Source organism: Leclercia sp. CFBP8987 (assembly GCF_034044995.2).
Lineage (GTDB): Bacteria > Pseudomonadota > Gammaproteobacteria > Enterobacterales > Enterobacteriaceae > Enterobacter > Enterobacter tamurae.
On the sequence record NZ_CM188255.1, the window covers coordinates 643,056 to 659,065 of the forward strand.

Consider the following 16,010-nt stretch of genomic DNA (forward strand, 5'->3'; position numbering starts at 1 on the left):
TCGCTGGTTAGCGGACTAACTGTATAATTTTTGGGTGATACAATGTAATGGCGATGCCATTTAGCTGCAATTGTAGTGTCACGGAATTGTGCTGTTGTTAGGATTTGGTTTAGAAAATGCAATGTTTGACGGGCGTCGCTTTACGCAGAAGGGTGAGACGCCGCGACGTTAATCGCGGCGTAGTGGGATCAGGAGATAAAGCTGAGACCCTGTTTCAGGACAAAATCGCAGGCCTGAGCTTTGACCTTTTTCGCCAGCGGGGTGTTGCCGATGGTTTCCAGGTTCAGCTGCTGGCCGTTGTTCGCATTCAGCAGACCCTGGATCCCTTCCAGATAGTTGGTGTCCTGCTGCTGCTCTTGCGGGGTATCCAGGCCCAGTTTCCCTAATACCTGATTTTTAATATTGGTGGCATCAGTCATCGAGGCCAGCTTCTCTTTGGCGCAGTATTCGAGGATCCCGGCTGCGTTATTCATGTTGCTGGCGCTGAGGGAGTCGGTGCCGTTGTTGAGCAGGCCGGTCAGTGAGGAGAGAGAAAGACCGCCGGTCTGGGACGTGGTGGTGCTGTTGCCCGCGCTGAGCTGGCTGGCAGCGCTGTTGAGCGAATCCTGCCAGGAGGTTGCCGCCTGTGCTGCACCGGTGACCAGCAGGGCGCTTAAGGCGGCGCTGAGAAGAAAATGTGTTTTCATAGGAGCTACTCTGTCGATGGCCCGCCGGGGCGGAGTGGCTGGCAGTATAAACCCCCGCGGCACCGGACTTCCTGGGTAAATATCCTAATACTCTTTGCCGGTCACGCGGCTGCGATAGCTTTCCCAGTCAAAAATCACATACAGGCTGTTGCCGAGCTTCATGCGATCCATCACCCGCTCACCCAGCAGGCGGGTCATCTCATCCACGTTGTGGTTGGTGAGCATGCCGGTCGGGCGCTTGGAGGAGGATCGACGATCGACGATCTGGTTGATGATCACTTTTTCGTAGCGCGATTCGGTCTGGACGCCGATCTCGTCGATCACCAGCAGATCCACGTTACTCAGATCGTTCAGGAGCTGCTCTTCGCTGGTTTCCCGGTTGCTGAAGGTATCTTTCATCGCCGACATAATGTCGGCCACGGTGATGATCAGTACCGATTTGCCGCGCAGCAGCAGTTCGTTGCAGATCGCCGCCGCGAGGTGGTTTTTACCGGTGCCCGGCTTGCCGCTAAAGATAAAGCTGGCGATGTTGCCGTCGAACTCTTCCACGTACTGGCGCGCCTGTTGCAGGGCTTTTAGCTGCCCCTGGCTTTCCACGTTGTAGTTATCGAAGGAGCAGTTCTGATGCAGGGGGCGAATACCGGAGCGATTGAAGGTGCGCTGCATCTTCATGGCGCGGTTTTCCCGGGCCAGCGCAGCCGCGCGGATCTCACCCTGCTCTTTCTGCCACGCCAGCAGCTCTTCGCCGGTGGTAAAGGCCGGTTTGACGTTGGCAGGCATCATCTTCTGCAGACGTTTCATCAGTTCGCCGAACTCTTTCATTTGGCACCTCGGAATCCGTGGGGGATCTGTTTATCCGGTTCTGAAAAGGCATTCACGTCGCGTTTTGATTGTGCGCCGCTGCTGGCCCGGTTGATCTGCACGCTGCGGGCCAACTTTTGCTGCCACTGGATATGGTGGAAGACTTTCCCTTCCGCCTGCCAGTAAGCGGTGAAGGCGGCCAGCTCTTCCGGGGCGACGGGCTGGGTGAGGGCAATGCCCCACAGCGCCGCCTGGCGTTGGAAATCGGGGTCGGGCTGCCAGCCGTTATACATGGCAAATTTGCCCATCGGCACGGCAACCGGCGCGCTGGTGGGTTCGTCGAAGAATTGCGTATCCAGAGTGACATCGCTGGTCGGGCGCGCCAGGCGCGCTTCCAGCTCCAGCAGCTGAGCCAGACGCTGGGGCGTGATCGCATAAAAAGCCGGTGCATTATCGGCAAAAACGGCGACAGTACCGCCTTCAGCATTGGCCAGCACGCCGCGGGGATCGTGCATAAAGGCATCAATGCCAGTGACGCTGTTGGTCAAAATTCTGGAGGACATAATACTTCTCTACTGGATTACTGCGGACGTGATATGGGCTTATGGTAGCACAGAGAGGAGGGGGGCTGGCAGGGGTCTGATACCCACTCTCTGCCCCCCTGAAAAATCAGGAGATAATGTTCAGCGTCACGTCAATATTATTGCGGGTGGCGTTGGAGTACGGGCAGACAATATGCGCCGCATCGACCAGTTTCTTCGCCTCGGCGGCGTCCATCCCCGGCAGATGAATATTCAGCTTCGCTTCGATACCAAACCCGGTTGGCAGCGGGCCGATCCCCACTTCCCCTTCAATAAACGCGTCCTGCGGCAGGGTGATTTTGTCGCGGTTAGCCACAAACTTCATCGCGCCGAGGAAACAGGCCGAATAGCCTGCGGCAAACAGCTGTTCCGGGTTGGTCACTTCCCCGCCCGCGCCGCCCATCTCTTTGGGAACACCCAGTTTGACATCCAGAACGCCGTCGGACGAGGTGGCGCGGCCATCACGGCCCCCGGTGGCTTTGGCTTTGGCGGTATAAACAACTTTATCTAAAGACATGTTGAGTTCCTTATTTCAGGGTTGTGTGCAAGCTATGGACAGGTATAACGCAAGGCAACCTGAACCGCCATCTTTCGATAGTGCTGGCGCTGGGCCTGCTCATCGGCCCCGTCTTCAAACAGCAGGGTGAAGGTGTAGCTGTTGGCCACATAGTGAAAGCTGAAGCTGCTGATCAGGCGGTGCAGATCCCGGGCGTTGACCGTCTGGTTAAACAGCTGCTTCGCTTTTCCACGCTCAAGGATGGATTCCAGCAGCTCCAGCGCGCTGCGGTTTACCTGGCGCAGCAGCGCCGATTGCTGCATAAACCGTCCGCGCTGCATGTTCTCCATGCAGATAATCCGGATGTAATCCGGGTGGTCAGCGTGATAATCAAAAGTGGTTTCGACCAGATTCACCAGCGCTTCAACCGGCGGCAGCGCATCCAGACTGAGCTGCTTTTCACTGGCGCGGATCTGGGTGTAGACATACTCCAGCACCAGCAGATAGAGGTTCTCTTTGGTCTTAAAGTGATACACCACCATGCGTTTGGTGGTGCCTGCTTTTTCGGCAATCTGCTCCATGCGCGCGCCGTTCAGTCCGTACTCGGCAAACAGCGAGAGGGCGCTGAGAAAAATTTTGTCTTTCAGGCGGGATCCGTCACTGTTTTCTGCGTGTTCGCTGTCAGGGGTAGACACATCCGTTCCTTACTTAGCCACATGAGAACACAGGATTATCACCACCACAGCGGGATAACACAACTCTCAAACCCGGGGGCGTTTGCGGTAGAGCCAGAGCCCGGGGATCGAGAGCCCGATCGAGAGCGCGCCGACGATCGACGACGCTTTCAGGAAGTTGGTCAGCAGCATGATCATCTGCGCTTCGCTGTAGCCAAAATGGCTAATTTTCACCGCCGAAATCATCGCCGTATAGGCGGAGATGCCGGGAAACATCGGAATAACCGCCGCGACGGTAAACACCTTCGGGTGGGCCAGATACCAGCGCGACCACTGGATCCCGATGCTGCCTACCAGCATCGAGGCCATAAAGGTCGACCACTCGATGTTCAGCCCGGCAGTCATCATCGCCATCCGCGAGCCGTGACCGATGGCCCCCAATAACGCACACCAGGGCAGGGCGCGATGGGGAACGTTAAATACCATCGCGAAACCCACCGCCGGTATGGCCGACAGCACCATGTCCTGGGCCAGCGCCCACAGAAAATCGATTATGCCCATCCGCGCAGCCCCCATAAGGTCATGGCCATCACCACCCCGATACAGGTGGCCAGAGTCAGCAGGCTGGCAATCGCCCAGCGCGCCAGGCCGGTATTGATGTGCCCTTTAAACATATCAGCCACCGCATTGATCAGCGGAAACCCCGGCACCAGCAGCAGCACGCTGGCGGCCATGGCGATGGTGGGGGTGGTGGTGAAGGCCGGAACCCGCAGCAGCAGGCCGGAGACCGTAGTGGCGACAAAGGCGGTGATACAGAAGTTAATTTGCGGGTGCAGATGCCGGTGGGTCAGCACCTGTCGCACGTACATGGCGAGGGTACTGGCGATTAAGGTGACAAAGGCGCCGTCCCAGCCGCCGTTATTGAGCTTGCAGAAGCAGGCGCAGGAGAGGCCAACCATCAGCACCACCAGCCAGCGCGGATAGCGCAGCGGTTTGATCTGGCTGAAACGCTTTTCGACCCCCTGTGCATCCAGCAGCTTATGTTCCGCCATGATGACGATGTGCTGCACCTCGGTGACGACGTGCATGTTGATCCCGCGATCCTGGTTTTTGCGCGTGGAGGTCAGACACTGGCCCGCTTTAATGGTGGTTAGCACAATGGCATTCGAGGAGATCGCACTCTCCACGCTGTCCATGCCGAGCGCCAGCCCCAGTCGGGTGGAGAGCTCCTCCACCAGGGCGCTCTCTGCCCCGTGTTGCAATAAAAAAAGGCCGCACTGAATACACAGTCGCGTAGCGGCCCGTTGTGATGACTGATCTGCCTGCATCTGTTGCCCTGAGGAGAGAGTGACGGTTGGATAGTTGCAATGGTTACTTTTAGCACACAACCCGGTGGCGCTTGCTCTGGGTTAGATCAAGGTTTAGGCAGATTAGCGCCCCATGACAGTGAAAAGAGCGGAACAACTAATTATTAATTATTATGGGTTTTATATTTATATAGTTATATTTTTTATATTTAGAATATCTAACGTGCTTTTGTGGATAATATCACGGATAAGGGATTAACTTTTAATGCTGATTTTGCGATATTGACGCCGGTTTTGGCGGTGTATAAATTTGTGATGCTGGTTCTTATCGCACTCTCATTTCGCTCAGCTAATGAAAAAGGAAAAACATTACATTTTTACGTCGCCCTGTAAAAGAGACAGGTATTTCAAATGGATGAAAGACGTGGAATGATTGTATGAATGGATTCGGAGCGCCAATGCCGTCTAAAGGTTGTAAAAGCGCAATAATAATTAGTAAATCACCCATAATGCAAACCGGTCTCGGTAGCGTTATGTCTCGTTATTTTCCGGACTATGAGCGCGCATTTAGCCGGTCTCAGGAAGAACTCACGCTTCTTCAGCTACGCCGCGCTATTGTAGTTATTACGGATCTTTCTGGCGACCAGCGCAATGCGCGTAGCCTCTGTGAACAGTATTACAGGCTACAAAATCAGTATCGGGACATTCACTGGATTTATCTGGTTCCGCGTACCATTTATCCCCTTGCTGTCGAGCTCTTGATGCGGCCAGAAAGCACGTTGCTTTCCGACATTGAGCCCATTGAAGGCGTGGTGAACGCCATCCGATCCGGGAGCGAGCATGCGGAACGTATTAGTCAGACATTGTTAAAACCCGAGCCGGAAGAGTTTTATGACAATCAGGATGATGTCATGTTGACCTTTTCGGAACGAAAAGTACTGCGCCTGCTTGGCAAAGGATGGGGAATTAATCAGATCGCAACATTACTGAAAAAAAGTAATAAAACGGTAAGCGCGCAAAAGAATAGCGCCATGAGAAGACTCTCCTTAACCAGTAATGCCGAAATGTATGCGTGGATTAACAGCACCAAGGGAATGAAAGAGCTGAGTTTATTCTCTGCCTATGGAGAGCAAGACGAATGGAAAAGAGCGCCGCAAAAAGACATATCGCTATCGTCGAAAAGTGCATGATGAGTGCTATGGGGCTGAAGCACCTTTTTACCAGCCCGGTATTTAATGGTTATGAAGTACATCTGTTTAATAACATCGCCAGTTTTCAATCCACACTTAATTTTGTCCCGTATTCAACGTTAATTTATTCACTCTCAGATGAGCGTGAAGAACGACGCAATTGTCTGGTATGTATCAAAGAGCTGGCTGCCAGCCACGGTATGATTCAGCGCGTTGTGCTGGCGTCAGACGAGAAAGAAGCCAGCCTGATGAATCAGCTTTCACCTTCACGTCTGCACGGGATTATTCTCAAGTCCGATCCGCTGGCAAGTCTGCAGGAGCAGCTCAGCAAACTGTTGAATGAGAATCGCCGGGTGAATGACAGCATAAACAACCACTGGAATATTCATCGTGGTCGGCTGCTGAGCCCGACCGAACGCGCCATTTTACAGTTTATGTCCTGCGGCTATTCTATCCAGGAGATTGCTACCCAGCTGGATCGCAATATCAAAACCATCCGTGCGCATAAATTTAATGCCATGATGAAGCTCGGCGTGCACTCCGACGTGGGGCTTCTGGATGCGGCAGATATTCTGACGCACTTCCCGGTGCCCGATCACCGCGCGCCGCGCTTCCTTCCTGCGCTCCATTCCTGAGCCGCGATACAGCGCCTGTGCCAGTCCCGGGGCTGGCGCAGGGCTTACAGGCAAACGTCCACCCATGTGGCTTTGGTCAGATCGGCCATGCGTTCCGGTGAAATGCGCACCGCGCTGTGAATGGCGCCTGCTGCAGGCAGGACTTCGGCATACTCCCGCAGCGAAATATCGCAGTAGATCGCCAGCGGATTTTCCAGCCCGAAAGGGCATACACCCCCGACGGGATGGCCGGTCACGGTCACCACCTCGTCGCTGCTCAGCATCCGGGCTTTTGCGCCAAAGGTCTGCTTCAGCTTTTTGTTATCCAGGCGCGCGTCACCTTTGGCAACCACCAGAATTACCTCATCTTTAATTTTCAACGACAGCGTTTTCGCTATCTGACCCGGCGCGACATTATGCGCCTCGGCAGCCAGCGCAACGGTAGCGGTACTTTGACCCAGCTCGATGACTTCAACGTCAGGGGCATGGTCAGCAAAAAACTGGCGCACAGACTGCAAACTCATTGTTTCCTCCAGAAAAATACTCGGCGTAATCTGTCATAAGAAATTATGCTCTGTAAATATTCCCTAAGTAACAAAACTCCAACATCAGCGATTTCTGGATCCTCTTCACAATCACGGAAACCGGTTACAGTAACCGGTTGCAGACCGCGAATCAGAGATTAATACTGATTACGTCATTTCCCCTGTATCCCATAAATAATAAGAGTCGATTATGAAACCTATCCGTTTGAGCAGTACCGCTGGTAAGCGAACCAGCAAGGTGGTGAAAGTGGTATATGGAACACCGTGCGGCGTGACTGCGCCCGAAACGATCGTCTGACAGGAGAGCCGTTATGTCTGCCAACCATGCTGCGTTTAACCTGATATTCCGCTTTGTCGAAAACTATGTCAGCCCCATTGCCGGACGCATCTCTTCCCAGCGTCACGTGATGGCGATCCGCGACGGCTTTATCTCCGCCATGCCGTTTATGATTGTCGGCTCTTTCTTATTAGTGTTTGCCTACCCGCCGTTTTCACCGGACACCACCTGGGGCTTTGCCCGCGCCTGGCTGGATATGGCGAAACAGTTTGAAGGCCAGATCCTGACCCCGTTCGATATGACCATGGGGGTGATGTCTCTCTATATCTGCGCCGCTATCGCCTATAACCTCGGCAAGCACTACGTCAAATCGCACCAGCTCGATCCCTTCATGTGCGCCATGCTGTCGCTGATGGCCTTCCTGCTGATTGCTGCGCCAAAAACAAAAGGCATGCTGCCGGTGGACAGCCTCGGGGGAACCGGGATTTTCACCGCCATTCTGGTGGCGATCTACTGTGTGGAGATGATGCGTTTCCTGAAGGCGCACAACATCGGTATTCGCCTGCCGGATCAGGTTCCGCCGATGATCAAAAACTCCTTCGATCTGCTGATCCCGGTGCTGGTGGTGGTGTTAACCCTCTATCCGCTGAGCCTGTTCATTCAGTCGGAGTTTGGCATGCTGATCCCGCAGGCCATTATGGCTATCTTTAAGCCACTGGTATCCGCTGCGGATTCGCTGCCGGCAATCCTGCTGGCGGTGCTGATCGGCCATCTGCTGTGGTTTGCAGGCATTCACGGGGCGGCGATTGTCTCCGGGATGCTGCAGATGTTCTGGCTGACCAACCTCGGGCTTAACCAGACCGCGCTGGCGCAGAGCGCGCCGCTGCCGCATATCTTTATGGAAGCGTTCTGGACCTTCTTCATTGTGATTGGCGGCTCCGGGGCGACGATGGGGCTGGTGTTCTGCTACCTGCGTAGCCGTTCGGCGCACCTGCGTTCGATTGGTCGTTTGAGCGTGGTGCCGAGTCTTTTCAACATCAACGAACCGGTGATCTTTGGTACGCCGATCGTTATGAACCCGGTGTTCTTTATTCCGTTCCTGCTGGCCCCGATGGTGAATGCGGTGCTGGCGTGGGCGGCGATGAAGCTGGATCTGATTGGGCGCGTGATTTCCGTAGTGCCGTGGACGGCGCCGGCGCCAGTGGGGGCCGCCTGGGCGCTGGGCTGGGATTTCCGCGCGGCGGTCCTGGTGGTGCTGTTAGCCCTCGTTTCCGCCATCATCTACTACCCGTTCTTCAAAGTGTACGAGAAGCAGCTGCTGGCGCAGGAAGCCGAAGAGGCTCAGCGTGCCGACGAAGAAAGTCAGCAGGTGGCATAGGTAAAAGCAAAACGGCAACCAAAAGGTTGCCGTTTTTAATGTGTGTACCCTCTCCCCGTGGGAGAGGGCCAGGGTGAGGGCATCAGGCCGCACCCGTTTATTTAAGCGTGCAGTCCCCGCACTGCTGCACATCCGGCAGGCGATAGCGCTGGCAGCAGGTGCGACGCACCAGCAACCCGTCGCGCGGAACCACCGTACGATAAAGCGGGTTATCACGCCCATCCGACAGCTGGCGGGCAAAGAAGATGGACTGGCGCAGCGCGTCGACCTTCTCATCACCCAGCAGGGTTTTCATTTCGGTCAGATACCAGTGAATTAAATACCCGGTATTGCTCCAGATAAGCTTGCCATTGATCTCACCTGTCTCTTCCAGCGCCTCAACCACCGGGATCAGCGCCCGGGTAATCAGCACTTCAATTCTTTGCTGCGCAGAAAGCGAGGTCGTCTGACTGTCTTCCTGGACGTCGATCCAGAAGCAGGCGGCGCGCCCGGTTTCGTGAAACTCAACGTGGAAGTGCTCAGGGGAGAGATCCAGCGCCACGTCCTGAGTGAGCAGGGCCAGCATCATCGGCGGCACCATCAGCCCGATATACCATTGCGCCCACAGCGACAGCAGCGGCTTGTTTTCGCGCGCTAACGTAGGTTGATTGCGATAGATGTGATCCGCATAGGTCGCCAGCAGCGACTGCAGTTCGGCAGGGCGTTGCCACTGTGCCAGCGTCAGGGCGTGATGCGGAGGCGTTTCATCCAGCTTAATGACATCCAGCATATGCGCACGCGTTTCGGCAATGGCATCGCGTACCGCATCCGCAAGCCCTGAAGGCCCGGTCGGAAGGCGGGTTTGCCAGATAACATTCTCAATGACGTGTGCGGAGCGTATGGCCATAAGTGAGCTGGATAAAAATCTAAATGATAATGATTGCCAATCCTAACTATAGATAAAACCGTGCGCAAGATTTTTTACACATTTACGCCCTGCGCTGACAAATGAGAAATTATATCATATGATATTGGTTATCATTATCGAGGCGGGAGACAGATCATGTTGAGCAGAGCGTTAGGGAGTGGATGGGGAGTGATACTGCCGGGGGCGATGATGGCCGGGCTGGCCTTTACCGATCTGTCGCTGGCGGTCTGGAAACTGATTATCGTGTCGGGATTGCTGATCTCATCCGCCATGATCTGGCATAAACAACTACGGCACTTTGTGCTGCTGCCATCCTGTGTCGCGCTGATTGCGGGCATGTGGGTTCTGGCGATGAATCTGAACTGAGAGGATAACAAGAGAGAATTGCAGGAGAGAGATAAGATAATTGGTGCGAGGGGGGGGACTCGAACCCCCACATCCTAAGGACACTAACACCTGAAGCTAGCGCGTCTACCAATTCCGCCACCTTCGCACAGTCATCTTATTTTATTGATATCGCCTCGTTGGTGCGAGGGGGGGGACTCGAACCCCCACATCCTAAGGACACTAACACCTGAAGCTAGCGCGTCTACCAATTCCGCCACCTTCGCCCAGTGCGAGCAATATCAATCATGGTTGTTGGTGCGAGGGGGGGGACTCGAACCCCCACATCCAAAGGACACTAACACCTGAAGCTAGCGCGTCTACCAATTCCGCCACCTTCGCATACCAACGATACAAAAAAGTATCGCAACCACGGAGGCGCATTCTAGATGTTTTCAGCTATTCGTCAACAGATAATTGTGCCGGATGTTTTGATTGTTGCAAAAATGGCCCGATCGGGGAGATCGGGCCAGATGTGGACGTTACTTCTTCGCCTGACGGGTCATGATCGCGCGGTAGATCTTAAAGCGGCCGGTCTGGGCCAGTACTTCGTGGAAGCCGAAGACTTCATCCAGCACTTTCGGATACGGCAGGAAGGCGTTCGCCACGATGCGCAGCTCACCGCCGCTGTTCAGATGGCGTACCGCGGTGCGGATCAGCGTCTGTGCGGCTTCGAGGCTGGTTTCCATCCCGTCATGGAACGGCGGGTTGGAGATGATCATATCGAAACGACCGGTCACGTCGGAGAGCACGTTGGAGGCGAATACCTCACCTTCAATGCCGTTAGCGGCCAGGGTCGCGCGGCTGGCTTCAATCGCGGATGCGCCGACATCGGTGAGGGTTAAACGCACCTTCGGCGAGTGGCTGGCGAGTACTACGGAGAGCACGCCTGCGCCACAGCCGACATCCAGCACTTTACCTTTGGTGTGCGGCGTGAAGGTGGAGAGCAGCAGCTGGCTACCAACGTCCAGACCGTCACGGCTGAAGACGCCCGGCAGCGTTTTGATGGTCAGGCCATCCAGCTGATATTCGCCCCAGTATTTTTCTGCGTCGAAGGTCGGTTTTTTGTCCAGACGACCATGGTACAGGCCACAGCGGCGGGCGCTGTCGACTTTGTTCAGCGTGGCATAATCTGCCAGCATCTGCTCGGCGCTGCGCACGCCGCTGCGGTTTTCACCGACCACGAAAATATCGCAGCCCACTGGCAGCAGGGAGAGCAGGTTCATCAGCTGGAACTGGGCTTCGGGTTTGTTCTTCGGCCAGTAGTAGATCAGCGTATCGCAGTCCGCCACGTCGCTCTGCTCAGCTACCAGGCTGTAGCGAACACGCTCGCCCATCTGGCGGCTCAGTAACTGCCAGTGGTGATACTGCTGGGTGTGGGCGCGGCTCTCAGCGCACTCGAAACGGGCAGGCAGGTCATCCTGCATATCTCCGGCAAACAGAATACGGCTTTGTTCGAAATCATCACTGTGGCGCAGCAAGACTTCACTTGCCGGGGTAAATGCAGACATGAATTGTTCCTCAATAAACTCAGGCGGGGATTATAGTAGGTAGATGGCGCAGATTCGACACATTTGGTATATTTGCGCGCCTGACAGACAGGAGTTTTCGCAATGGCATCCCGACGAGACAGGCAATTACAGCAACTGGGCATCACCCAGTGGGCGTTGCGTCGCCCGGCGGCCTTGCAGGGCGAAATCGCCATCTCGCTTCCGGCGCACATTCGCCTGGTGATGGTGGCGCAGGAACTGCCCGCGCTGAACGAGCCGTTGATTGCTGACGTGCTGCGCGCCCTGAAGCTGGACGCCGATCAGGTGCTGCAGCTGACGCCCGAGCGCGTAGCCATGCTGCCGCCAGACGGTCGCTGTAACAGCTGGCAGCTTGGCGTGACGGAAGAGATGGCACTGGAGGGCGGCAACCTGGCCACCCCGGTATTGGACGAACTTAACGCGAACCCGGCGGCACGTCGCGCGCTGTGGCAACAAATCTGCGAACATGAACACAATTTCTTCCCTCACGACGACTGATTTAGCCCAGGCTTTTGAGATCGAAAAACGCGCCCACGCCTTTCCGTGGAGTGAAAAAACGTTTGCCAGCAACCAGGGCGAGCGTTACCTCAACTATCGGCTGGATGTCGATAATACCCTGGCGGCTTTCGCCATTACGCAGGTCGTTCTGGATGAGGCGACGCTGTTTAACATCGCCGTGGATCCTGCCTTTCAGCGCCGTGGGCTGGGCAGAGCGCTGCTGGAACATTTAATTCGCGAGCTGGAAACACGAGACGTTTTCACGCTGTGGCTGGAAGTACGCGCCTCGAACGCCGCCGCCATCGCACTCTATGAAAGCCTGGGCTTCAACGAGGCGACGATCCGCCGTAACTACTACCCCACCGCAGAAGGACGTGAAGACGCCATCATCATGGCTCTGCCGCTTGGATAACTAAAAAGGTTGTAACGATGAACTGGGACTGGATTTTCTTTGATGCTGACGAAACGCTGTTTACGTTTGATTCGTTTGGCGGCTTACAGCGGATGTTTCTCGACTACAGCGTGACCTTTACCGCTGAAGATTTCCAGGATTACCAGCTGGTGAACAAACCGCTGTGGGTGGATTACCAGAACGGAGCCATCACCGCGTTACAGCTGCAGCATCAACGTTTCCAGGGATGGTCTGAGCGTCTGAACGTTCCGCCAGGCGATCTGAACCACGCCTTCCTTAACGCGATGGCCGAGATCTGCGCCCCGCTGCCGGGTGCCGCGTCGCTGCTCGCCTCCCTGAAAGGAAAGGCGAAGCTCGGGATCATCACCAACGGCTTTACCGCCCTGCAACAGATCCGCCTTGAGCGCACCGGTTTCCGTGACTATTTTGATCTGTTAGTGATCTCCGAACAGGTTGGCGTGGCCAAACCGGCCGCGAAAATCTTTGATTATGCGCTGGCCCAGGCCGGAAACCCTGACCGGGCAAAGGTGTTGATGGTAGGGGATACGGCAGAGTCCGATATCCTTGGCGGGATGAACGCCGGGCTGTCCACCTGCTGGCTGAATGCGCATAACCGCCCCCTGCCGGAAGGAATCAAACCGACCTGGACCGTGGCCTCCCTGAGCGAACTGGAGCAACTCCTGTGTAAACATTGATTGCCTGCCCCCCGTTGATGGGTAAAATAGCCGCAAATTCGTATTCCAAATGCGTGGCGTACTGCCGCGCTTATTAAAGAAGATTTTACTATGACGTTGTCTCCTTATCTGCAAGAGGTGGCCAAGCGCCGCACTTTTGCCATTATCTCTCACCCGGATGCCGGTAAAACCACCATCACCGAAAAGGTGCTGCTGTTCGGACAGGCGATCCAGACCGCCGGTACGGTAAAAGGCCGTGGTTCCAGCCAGCATGCAAAATCTGACTGGATGGAGATGGAAAAGCAGCGTGGTATCTCGATTACCACCTCCGTGATGCAGTTCCCGTATCACGACTGCCTGGTGAACCTGCTCGATACCCCGGGGCACGAAGACTTCTCCGAAGATACCTACCGTACCCTGACGGCGGTGGACTGCTGCCTGATGGTCATCGATGCCGCGAAAGGTGTTGAAGATCGTACCCGCAAGCTGATGGAAGTTACCCGTCTGCGCGATACGCCGATCCTCACCTTTATGAACAAACTCGACCGTGACATCCGCGATCCGATGGAAGTGATGGACGAAGTGGAGCGCGAGCTGAAGATCGCCTGCGCGCCAATCACCTGGCCAATTGGCTGCGGCAAGCTGTTCAAAGGGGTTTACCACCTCTATAAAGACGAAACTTACCTGTATCAGACCGGTAAAGGTCACACCATTCAGGACGTGCGCGTCGTGAAAGGGCTGGATAACCCGGAACTGAACGCGGCGGTCGGCGATGAGCTGGCAGAGCAGCTGCGTGACGAGCTGGAGCTGGTAAAAGGTGCGTCCCACGAGTTCGATCAGGATCTGTTCCTCGCGGGCGAAATCACCCCAGTCTTCTTCGGTACCGCGCTGGGTAACTTCGGCGTCGACCATATGCTGGACGGTCTGGTGGAGTGGGCGCCGCAGCCGATGCCGCGTAAAACCGACACCCGTGAAGTGGTCGCCAGCGAAGAGAAGTTCACCGGCTTCGTATTTAAGATTCAGGCCAACATGGACCCGAAACACCGTGACCGCGTGGCCTTTATGCGCGTGGTGTCCGGTAAATACGAAAAGGGCATGAAGCTGCGCCAGGTGCGTACCGGTAAGGACGTGGTGATCTCCGATGCGCTGACCTTTATGGCCGGTGACCGTTCCCATGTGGAAGAGGCCTACCCGGGCGACATCATTGGTCTGCATAACCACGGCACCATCCAGATTGGTGACACCTTCACCCAGGGCGAGATGATGAAGTTCACCGGTATTCCGAACTTCGCGCCGGAACTGTTCCGTCGTATCCGCCTGCGGGATCCGCTGAAGCAGAAACAGCTGCTGAAAGGGCTGGTTCAGCTGTCGGAAGAGGGGGCCGTGCAGGTGTTCCGCCCCATTTCCAATAACGATCTGATTGTCGGCGCCGTCGGGGTGCTGCAGTTCGACGTGGTGGTTGCCCGTCTGAAGAGCGAATACAACGTTGAAGCGATTTACGAATCGGTCAACGTGGCGACGGCGCGCTGGGTAGAGTGTTCTGACGTGAAGAAATTCGAAGAATTTAAGCGTAAGAACGAGATCCAGCTGGCACTGGACGGTGGTGATAACCTCACCTATATCGCCCCAACCATGGTCAACCTGAACCTGGCGCACGATCGTTACCCGGACGTTCAGTTCCGCAAAACCCGCGAGCACTAATCCCTTCTCAGAGCACGGCAGCCGCCGTGCTCTGCTTAAATCCCTGCCTTATTAATCCCTTGCGGAATGTTCTTAATTCATCATCTTTTGTTACTTGTTGCTCATTTTTTAGCCGATTCTGAAAGCAGCGCGCCGAGAGTGATCTATATTTAACTCAGTGTTTAACACCGGGCGCAGATGAAAGCTCCACTCAATGCGTGTTGATAAGGTTCTCATCTCGCCCGAGTGTTGATTGGTAGTATGAAAGACTACTTACGCATGATGATTTACGCTCGAATTCGGAGCAAAACACAGGAATACATCGATGAATACTAAAAAATTGAAGATTTCGAAAACTCTGCTGGCGGTAATGATGGGTAGTGCTCTGGTATGCGGTTCTGCAATGGCAGAAACCACCGCCACGGAAAAAGCACAGTCCACAGCGAATACCGCAGGGGAAAAAATCGATAACTCTATGAATAAAGTCGGTAACTTCATGGATGACAGCTCTATCACAGCAAAAGTAAAAGCTGCGCTGGTGGATGCTGATGACATCAAGAGCACCGATATTTCCGTAGAAACCGAGAAAAACGTTGTTACGCTGAGCGGCTTTGTTGAAAGCCAGGCGCAGGCTGAAAAAGCTGTTGCCGTGGCGAAAAAGGTAGAGGGTGTGACCTCTGTCAGCGACAAACTGCACGTGCGTGACGGTAAAGAGCAGTCTGCCAAAGGCTATGCGGGCGATACCGCAACGACCAGCGAAATCAAAGCTAAACTGTTAGCGGATGACATCGTGCCATCACGTAAAGTGAAAGTTGAAACCACCGATGGTGTTGTTCAGCTGAGCGGTACCGTTGATTCAAAAGCACAGAGTGACCGTGCTGAGAGCATCGCAAAAGCCATTGATGGCGTGAAAAGTGTTAAAAACGATCTGAAAGTTAAATAAAACACCACAATCGTCCTTCTGGCTGAGGCCAGAAGGCGAGATAAGAATTACACCTTAGATATCGCCGTGAGCAACCTGAGCGCTCACCATGCGGTCGACATTAACTATGGTTAAGGAGAGTCTTATGTTTCGTTGGGGCATCATTTTTCTGGTAATCGCGTTAATTGCCGCCGCTCTGGGTTTTGGTGGTCTGGCTGGTACTGCGGCGGGCGCAGCGAAAATCGTCTTCGTCGTCGGTATTATCCTGTTCCTGGTTAGCCTGTTCACCGGACGCCGTCGTCCATAGCTCAGGTTATAGGTACTTTGAAGAAAAAGGCTCATGGTTAACATGAGCCTTTTTTTATGTCTGACGTTCGTCAGCATCCGATTTGAGTCATACGTCAGGTATAGGCTACTGTGTAGTAACAGAATAAATAAAAAAACAGGAAAGCAGA

At 54.8% G+C, this 16,010-nt stretch carries 21 protein-coding genes and 3 tRNA genes; 11 read left to right on the forward strand and 13 right to left on the reverse strand.

What is annotated here, in order from left to right; translation table 11 throughout:
• Window positions 1-188: 188 nt before the first annotated feature.
• The 7 genes from SOM40_RS03025 to SOM40_RS03055 all read right to left on the reverse strand — a co-directional run bounded on the left by SOM40_RS03025 (window position 189) and on the right by SOM40_RS03055 (window position 4,566).
• On the reverse strand, window positions 189-686 hold the full coding sequence (locus tag SOM40_RS03025; RefSeq protein ID WP_320529947.1) for a YjjA family protein: 498 nt from the start codon (window positions 684-686) through the stop codon (window positions 189-191).
• 84 nt (window positions 687-770) lie between these two features.
• Window positions 771-1,508 (reverse strand): replicative helicase loader DnaC, encoded by a 738-nt coding sequence (gene dnaC / locus SOM40_RS03030; protein ID WP_106994132.1) that lies wholly within the window; start codon window positions 1,506-1,508, stop codon window positions 771-773.
• Complete coding sequence (gene dnaT, locus SOM40_RS03035; protein WP_312077843.1) at window positions 1,505-2,050, reverse strand: primosomal protein DnaT; 546 nt, start codon at window positions 2,048-2,050, stop codon at window positions 1,505-1,507. Before dnaT ends, dnaC begins: the two co-directional genes overlap by 4 nt.
• A gap of 106 nt (window positions 2,051-2,156) precedes the next feature.
• The gene (locus SOM40_RS03040; protein WP_142488135.1) at window positions 2,157-2,585 is read right to left on the reverse strand and encodes an organic hydroperoxide resistance protein; all 429 of its coding nucleotides are present in this window, start codon (window positions 2,583-2,585) and stop codon (window positions 2,157-2,159) included.
• Window positions 2,586-2,617: 32 nt separating this feature from the next.
• Window positions 2,618-3,259, reverse strand: a complete 642-nt coding sequence (locus SOM40_RS03045; protein WP_106994135.1) for a TetR/AcrR family transcriptional regulator — start codon at window positions 3,257-3,259, stop codon at window positions 2,618-2,620.
• A 66-nt stretch (window positions 3,260-3,325) separates the two neighbouring features.
• Entirely contained in the window at window positions 3,326-3,799 is a 474-nt protein-coding gene (locus tag SOM40_RS03050; RefSeq protein ID WP_106994136.1) for a threonine/serine exporter, read from the reverse strand.
• Window positions 3,790-4,566: a threonine/serine exporter family protein gene (locus SOM40_RS03055; RefSeq protein ID WP_313824769.1), complete on the reverse strand. Its 777-nt coding sequence runs from the start codon at window positions 4,564-4,566 to the stop codon at window positions 3,790-3,792. Before SOM40_RS03055 ends, SOM40_RS03050 begins: the two co-directional genes overlap by 10 nt.
• Window positions 4,567-4,776: 210 nt before the next feature.
• Here SOM40_RS03055 and SOM40_RS03060 point away from each other — a divergent pair, with 210 nt between their 5' ends.
• The 3 genes from SOM40_RS03060 (at window position 4,777) to bglJ (ending at window position 6,370) form a co-directional block, all read left to right on the forward strand.
• Complete coding sequence (locus SOM40_RS03060; RefSeq protein WP_225759622.1) at window positions 4,777-4,938, forward strand: hypothetical protein; 162 nt, start codon at window positions 4,777-4,779, stop codon at window positions 4,936-4,938.
• 65 nt (window positions 4,939-5,003) lie between these two features.
• Window positions 5,004-5,735, forward strand: a complete 732-nt coding sequence (locus tag SOM40_RS03065; protein ID WP_181247290.1) for a helix-turn-helix transcriptional regulator — start codon at window positions 5,004-5,006, stop codon at window positions 5,733-5,735.
• Window positions 5,735-6,370 carry a DNA-binding transcriptional activator BglJ gene (bglJ, locus tag SOM40_RS03070; RefSeq protein ID WP_106994138.1) on the forward strand — a complete coding sequence of 212 codons (636 nt, stop codon included), beginning with the start codon at window positions 5,735-5,737 and terminating at the stop codon, window positions 6,368-6,370. The genes SOM40_RS03065 and bglJ overlap by 1 nt, the downstream gene beginning before the upstream one ends.
• 44 nt (window positions 6,371-6,414) lie before the next feature.
• On the opposite strand, the gene SOM40_RS03075 is transcribed toward bglJ, so the two are convergent.
• On the reverse strand, window positions 6,415-6,873 hold the full coding sequence (locus SOM40_RS03075) for a YbaK/EbsC family protein (protein ID WP_261644723.1): 459 nt from the start codon (window positions 6,871-6,873) through the stop codon (window positions 6,415-6,417).
• Window positions 6,874-7,205: 332 nt separating this feature from the next.
• On the opposite strand from SOM40_RS03075, the gene SOM40_RS03080 reads away from it, so the two are divergent.
• Window positions 7,206-8,549: a PTS sugar transporter subunit IIC gene (locus tag SOM40_RS03080; protein WP_320529948.1), complete on the forward strand. Its 1,344-nt coding sequence runs from the start codon at window positions 7,206-7,208 to the stop codon at window positions 8,547-8,549.
• Window positions 8,550-8,646: 97 nt separating this feature from the next.
• Here SOM40_RS03080 and fhuF read toward each other — a convergent pair whose 3' ends face one another.
• Window positions 8,647-9,435, reverse strand: a complete 789-nt coding sequence (gene fhuF, locus SOM40_RS03085) for a siderophore-iron reductase FhuF (RefSeq protein ID WP_262672757.1) — start codon at window positions 9,433-9,435, stop codon at window positions 8,647-8,649.
• Window positions 9,436-9,591: 156 nt separating this feature from the next.
• On the opposite strand from fhuF, the gene SOM40_RS03090 reads away from it, so the two are divergent.
• Window positions 9,592-9,822, forward strand: coding sequence for a DUF1435 domain-containing protein (locus tag SOM40_RS03090; protein ID WP_106994142.1), 231 nt, complete (start codon window positions 9,592-9,594; stop codon window positions 9,820-9,822).
• Between the two features lie 41 nt (window positions 9,823-9,863).
• Here SOM40_RS03090 and SOM40_RS03095 read toward each other — a convergent pair.
• The 4 genes from SOM40_RS03095 to rsmC all read right to left on the reverse strand — a co-directional run bounded on the left by SOM40_RS03095 (window position 9,864) and on the right by rsmC (window position 11,351).
• Window positions 9,864-9,949 (reverse strand) — tRNA-Leu (locus SOM40_RS03095).
• Window positions 9,950-9,981: 32 nt separating this feature from the next.
• Window positions 9,982-10,067: transfer RNA gene (locus SOM40_RS03100), tRNA-Leu, on the reverse strand.
• A 29-nt stretch (window positions 10,068-10,096) separates the two neighbouring features.
• Window positions 10,097-10,182: transfer RNA gene (locus SOM40_RS03105), tRNA-Leu, on the reverse strand.
• 140 nt (window positions 10,183-10,322) lie between these two features.
• On the reverse strand, window positions 10,323-11,351 hold the full coding sequence (rsmC, locus tag SOM40_RS03110; RefSeq protein ID WP_106994143.1) for a 16S rRNA (guanine(1207)-N(2))-methyltransferase RsmC: 1,029 nt from the start codon (window positions 11,349-11,351) through the stop codon (window positions 10,323-10,325).
• A gap of 102 nt (window positions 11,352-11,453) precedes the next feature.
• Between rsmC and SOM40_RS03115 the strand changes: the two genes are divergently transcribed.
• The 6 genes from SOM40_RS03115 (at window position 11,454) to SOM40_RS03140 (ending at window position 15,862) form a co-directional block, all read left to right on the forward strand.
• Entirely contained in the window at window positions 11,454-11,867 is a 414-nt protein-coding gene (locus tag SOM40_RS03115) for a DNA polymerase III subunit psi (RefSeq protein ID WP_261644725.1), read from the forward strand.
• Window positions 11,836-12,279, forward strand: coding sequence for a ribosomal protein S18-alanine N-acetyltransferase (gene rimI, locus SOM40_RS03120; protein ID WP_312190246.1), 444 nt, complete (start codon window positions 11,836-11,838; stop codon window positions 12,277-12,279). Before SOM40_RS03115 ends, rimI begins: the two co-directional genes overlap by 32 nt.
• Window positions 12,280-12,296: 17 nt before the next feature.
• A complete protein-coding gene (gene yjjG, locus SOM40_RS03125) occupies window positions 12,297-12,974 on the forward strand; it encodes a pyrimidine 5'-nucleotidase (protein WP_320529949.1) in 678 nt (225 codons plus the stop codon).
• A gap of 90 nt (window positions 12,975-13,064) precedes the next feature.
• Window positions 13,065-14,654 carry a peptide chain release factor 3 gene (gene prfC, locus SOM40_RS03130; protein ID WP_166181543.1) on the forward strand — a complete coding sequence of 530 codons (1,590 nt, stop codon included), beginning with the start codon at window positions 13,065-13,067 and terminating at the stop codon, window positions 14,652-14,654.
• Window positions 14,655-14,958: 304 nt separating this feature from the next.
• Window positions 14,959-15,576, forward strand: a complete 618-nt coding sequence (gene osmY / locus SOM40_RS03135) for a molecular chaperone OsmY (RefSeq protein ID WP_106994148.1) — start codon at window positions 14,959-14,961, stop codon at window positions 15,574-15,576.
• Between the two features lie 124 nt (window positions 15,577-15,700).
• Window positions 15,701-15,862, forward strand: a complete 162-nt coding sequence (locus tag SOM40_RS03140) for a DUF1328 domain-containing protein (RefSeq protein WP_002887716.1) — start codon at window positions 15,701-15,703, stop codon at window positions 15,860-15,862.
• Window positions 15,863-16,010 lie beyond the last annotated feature (148 nt).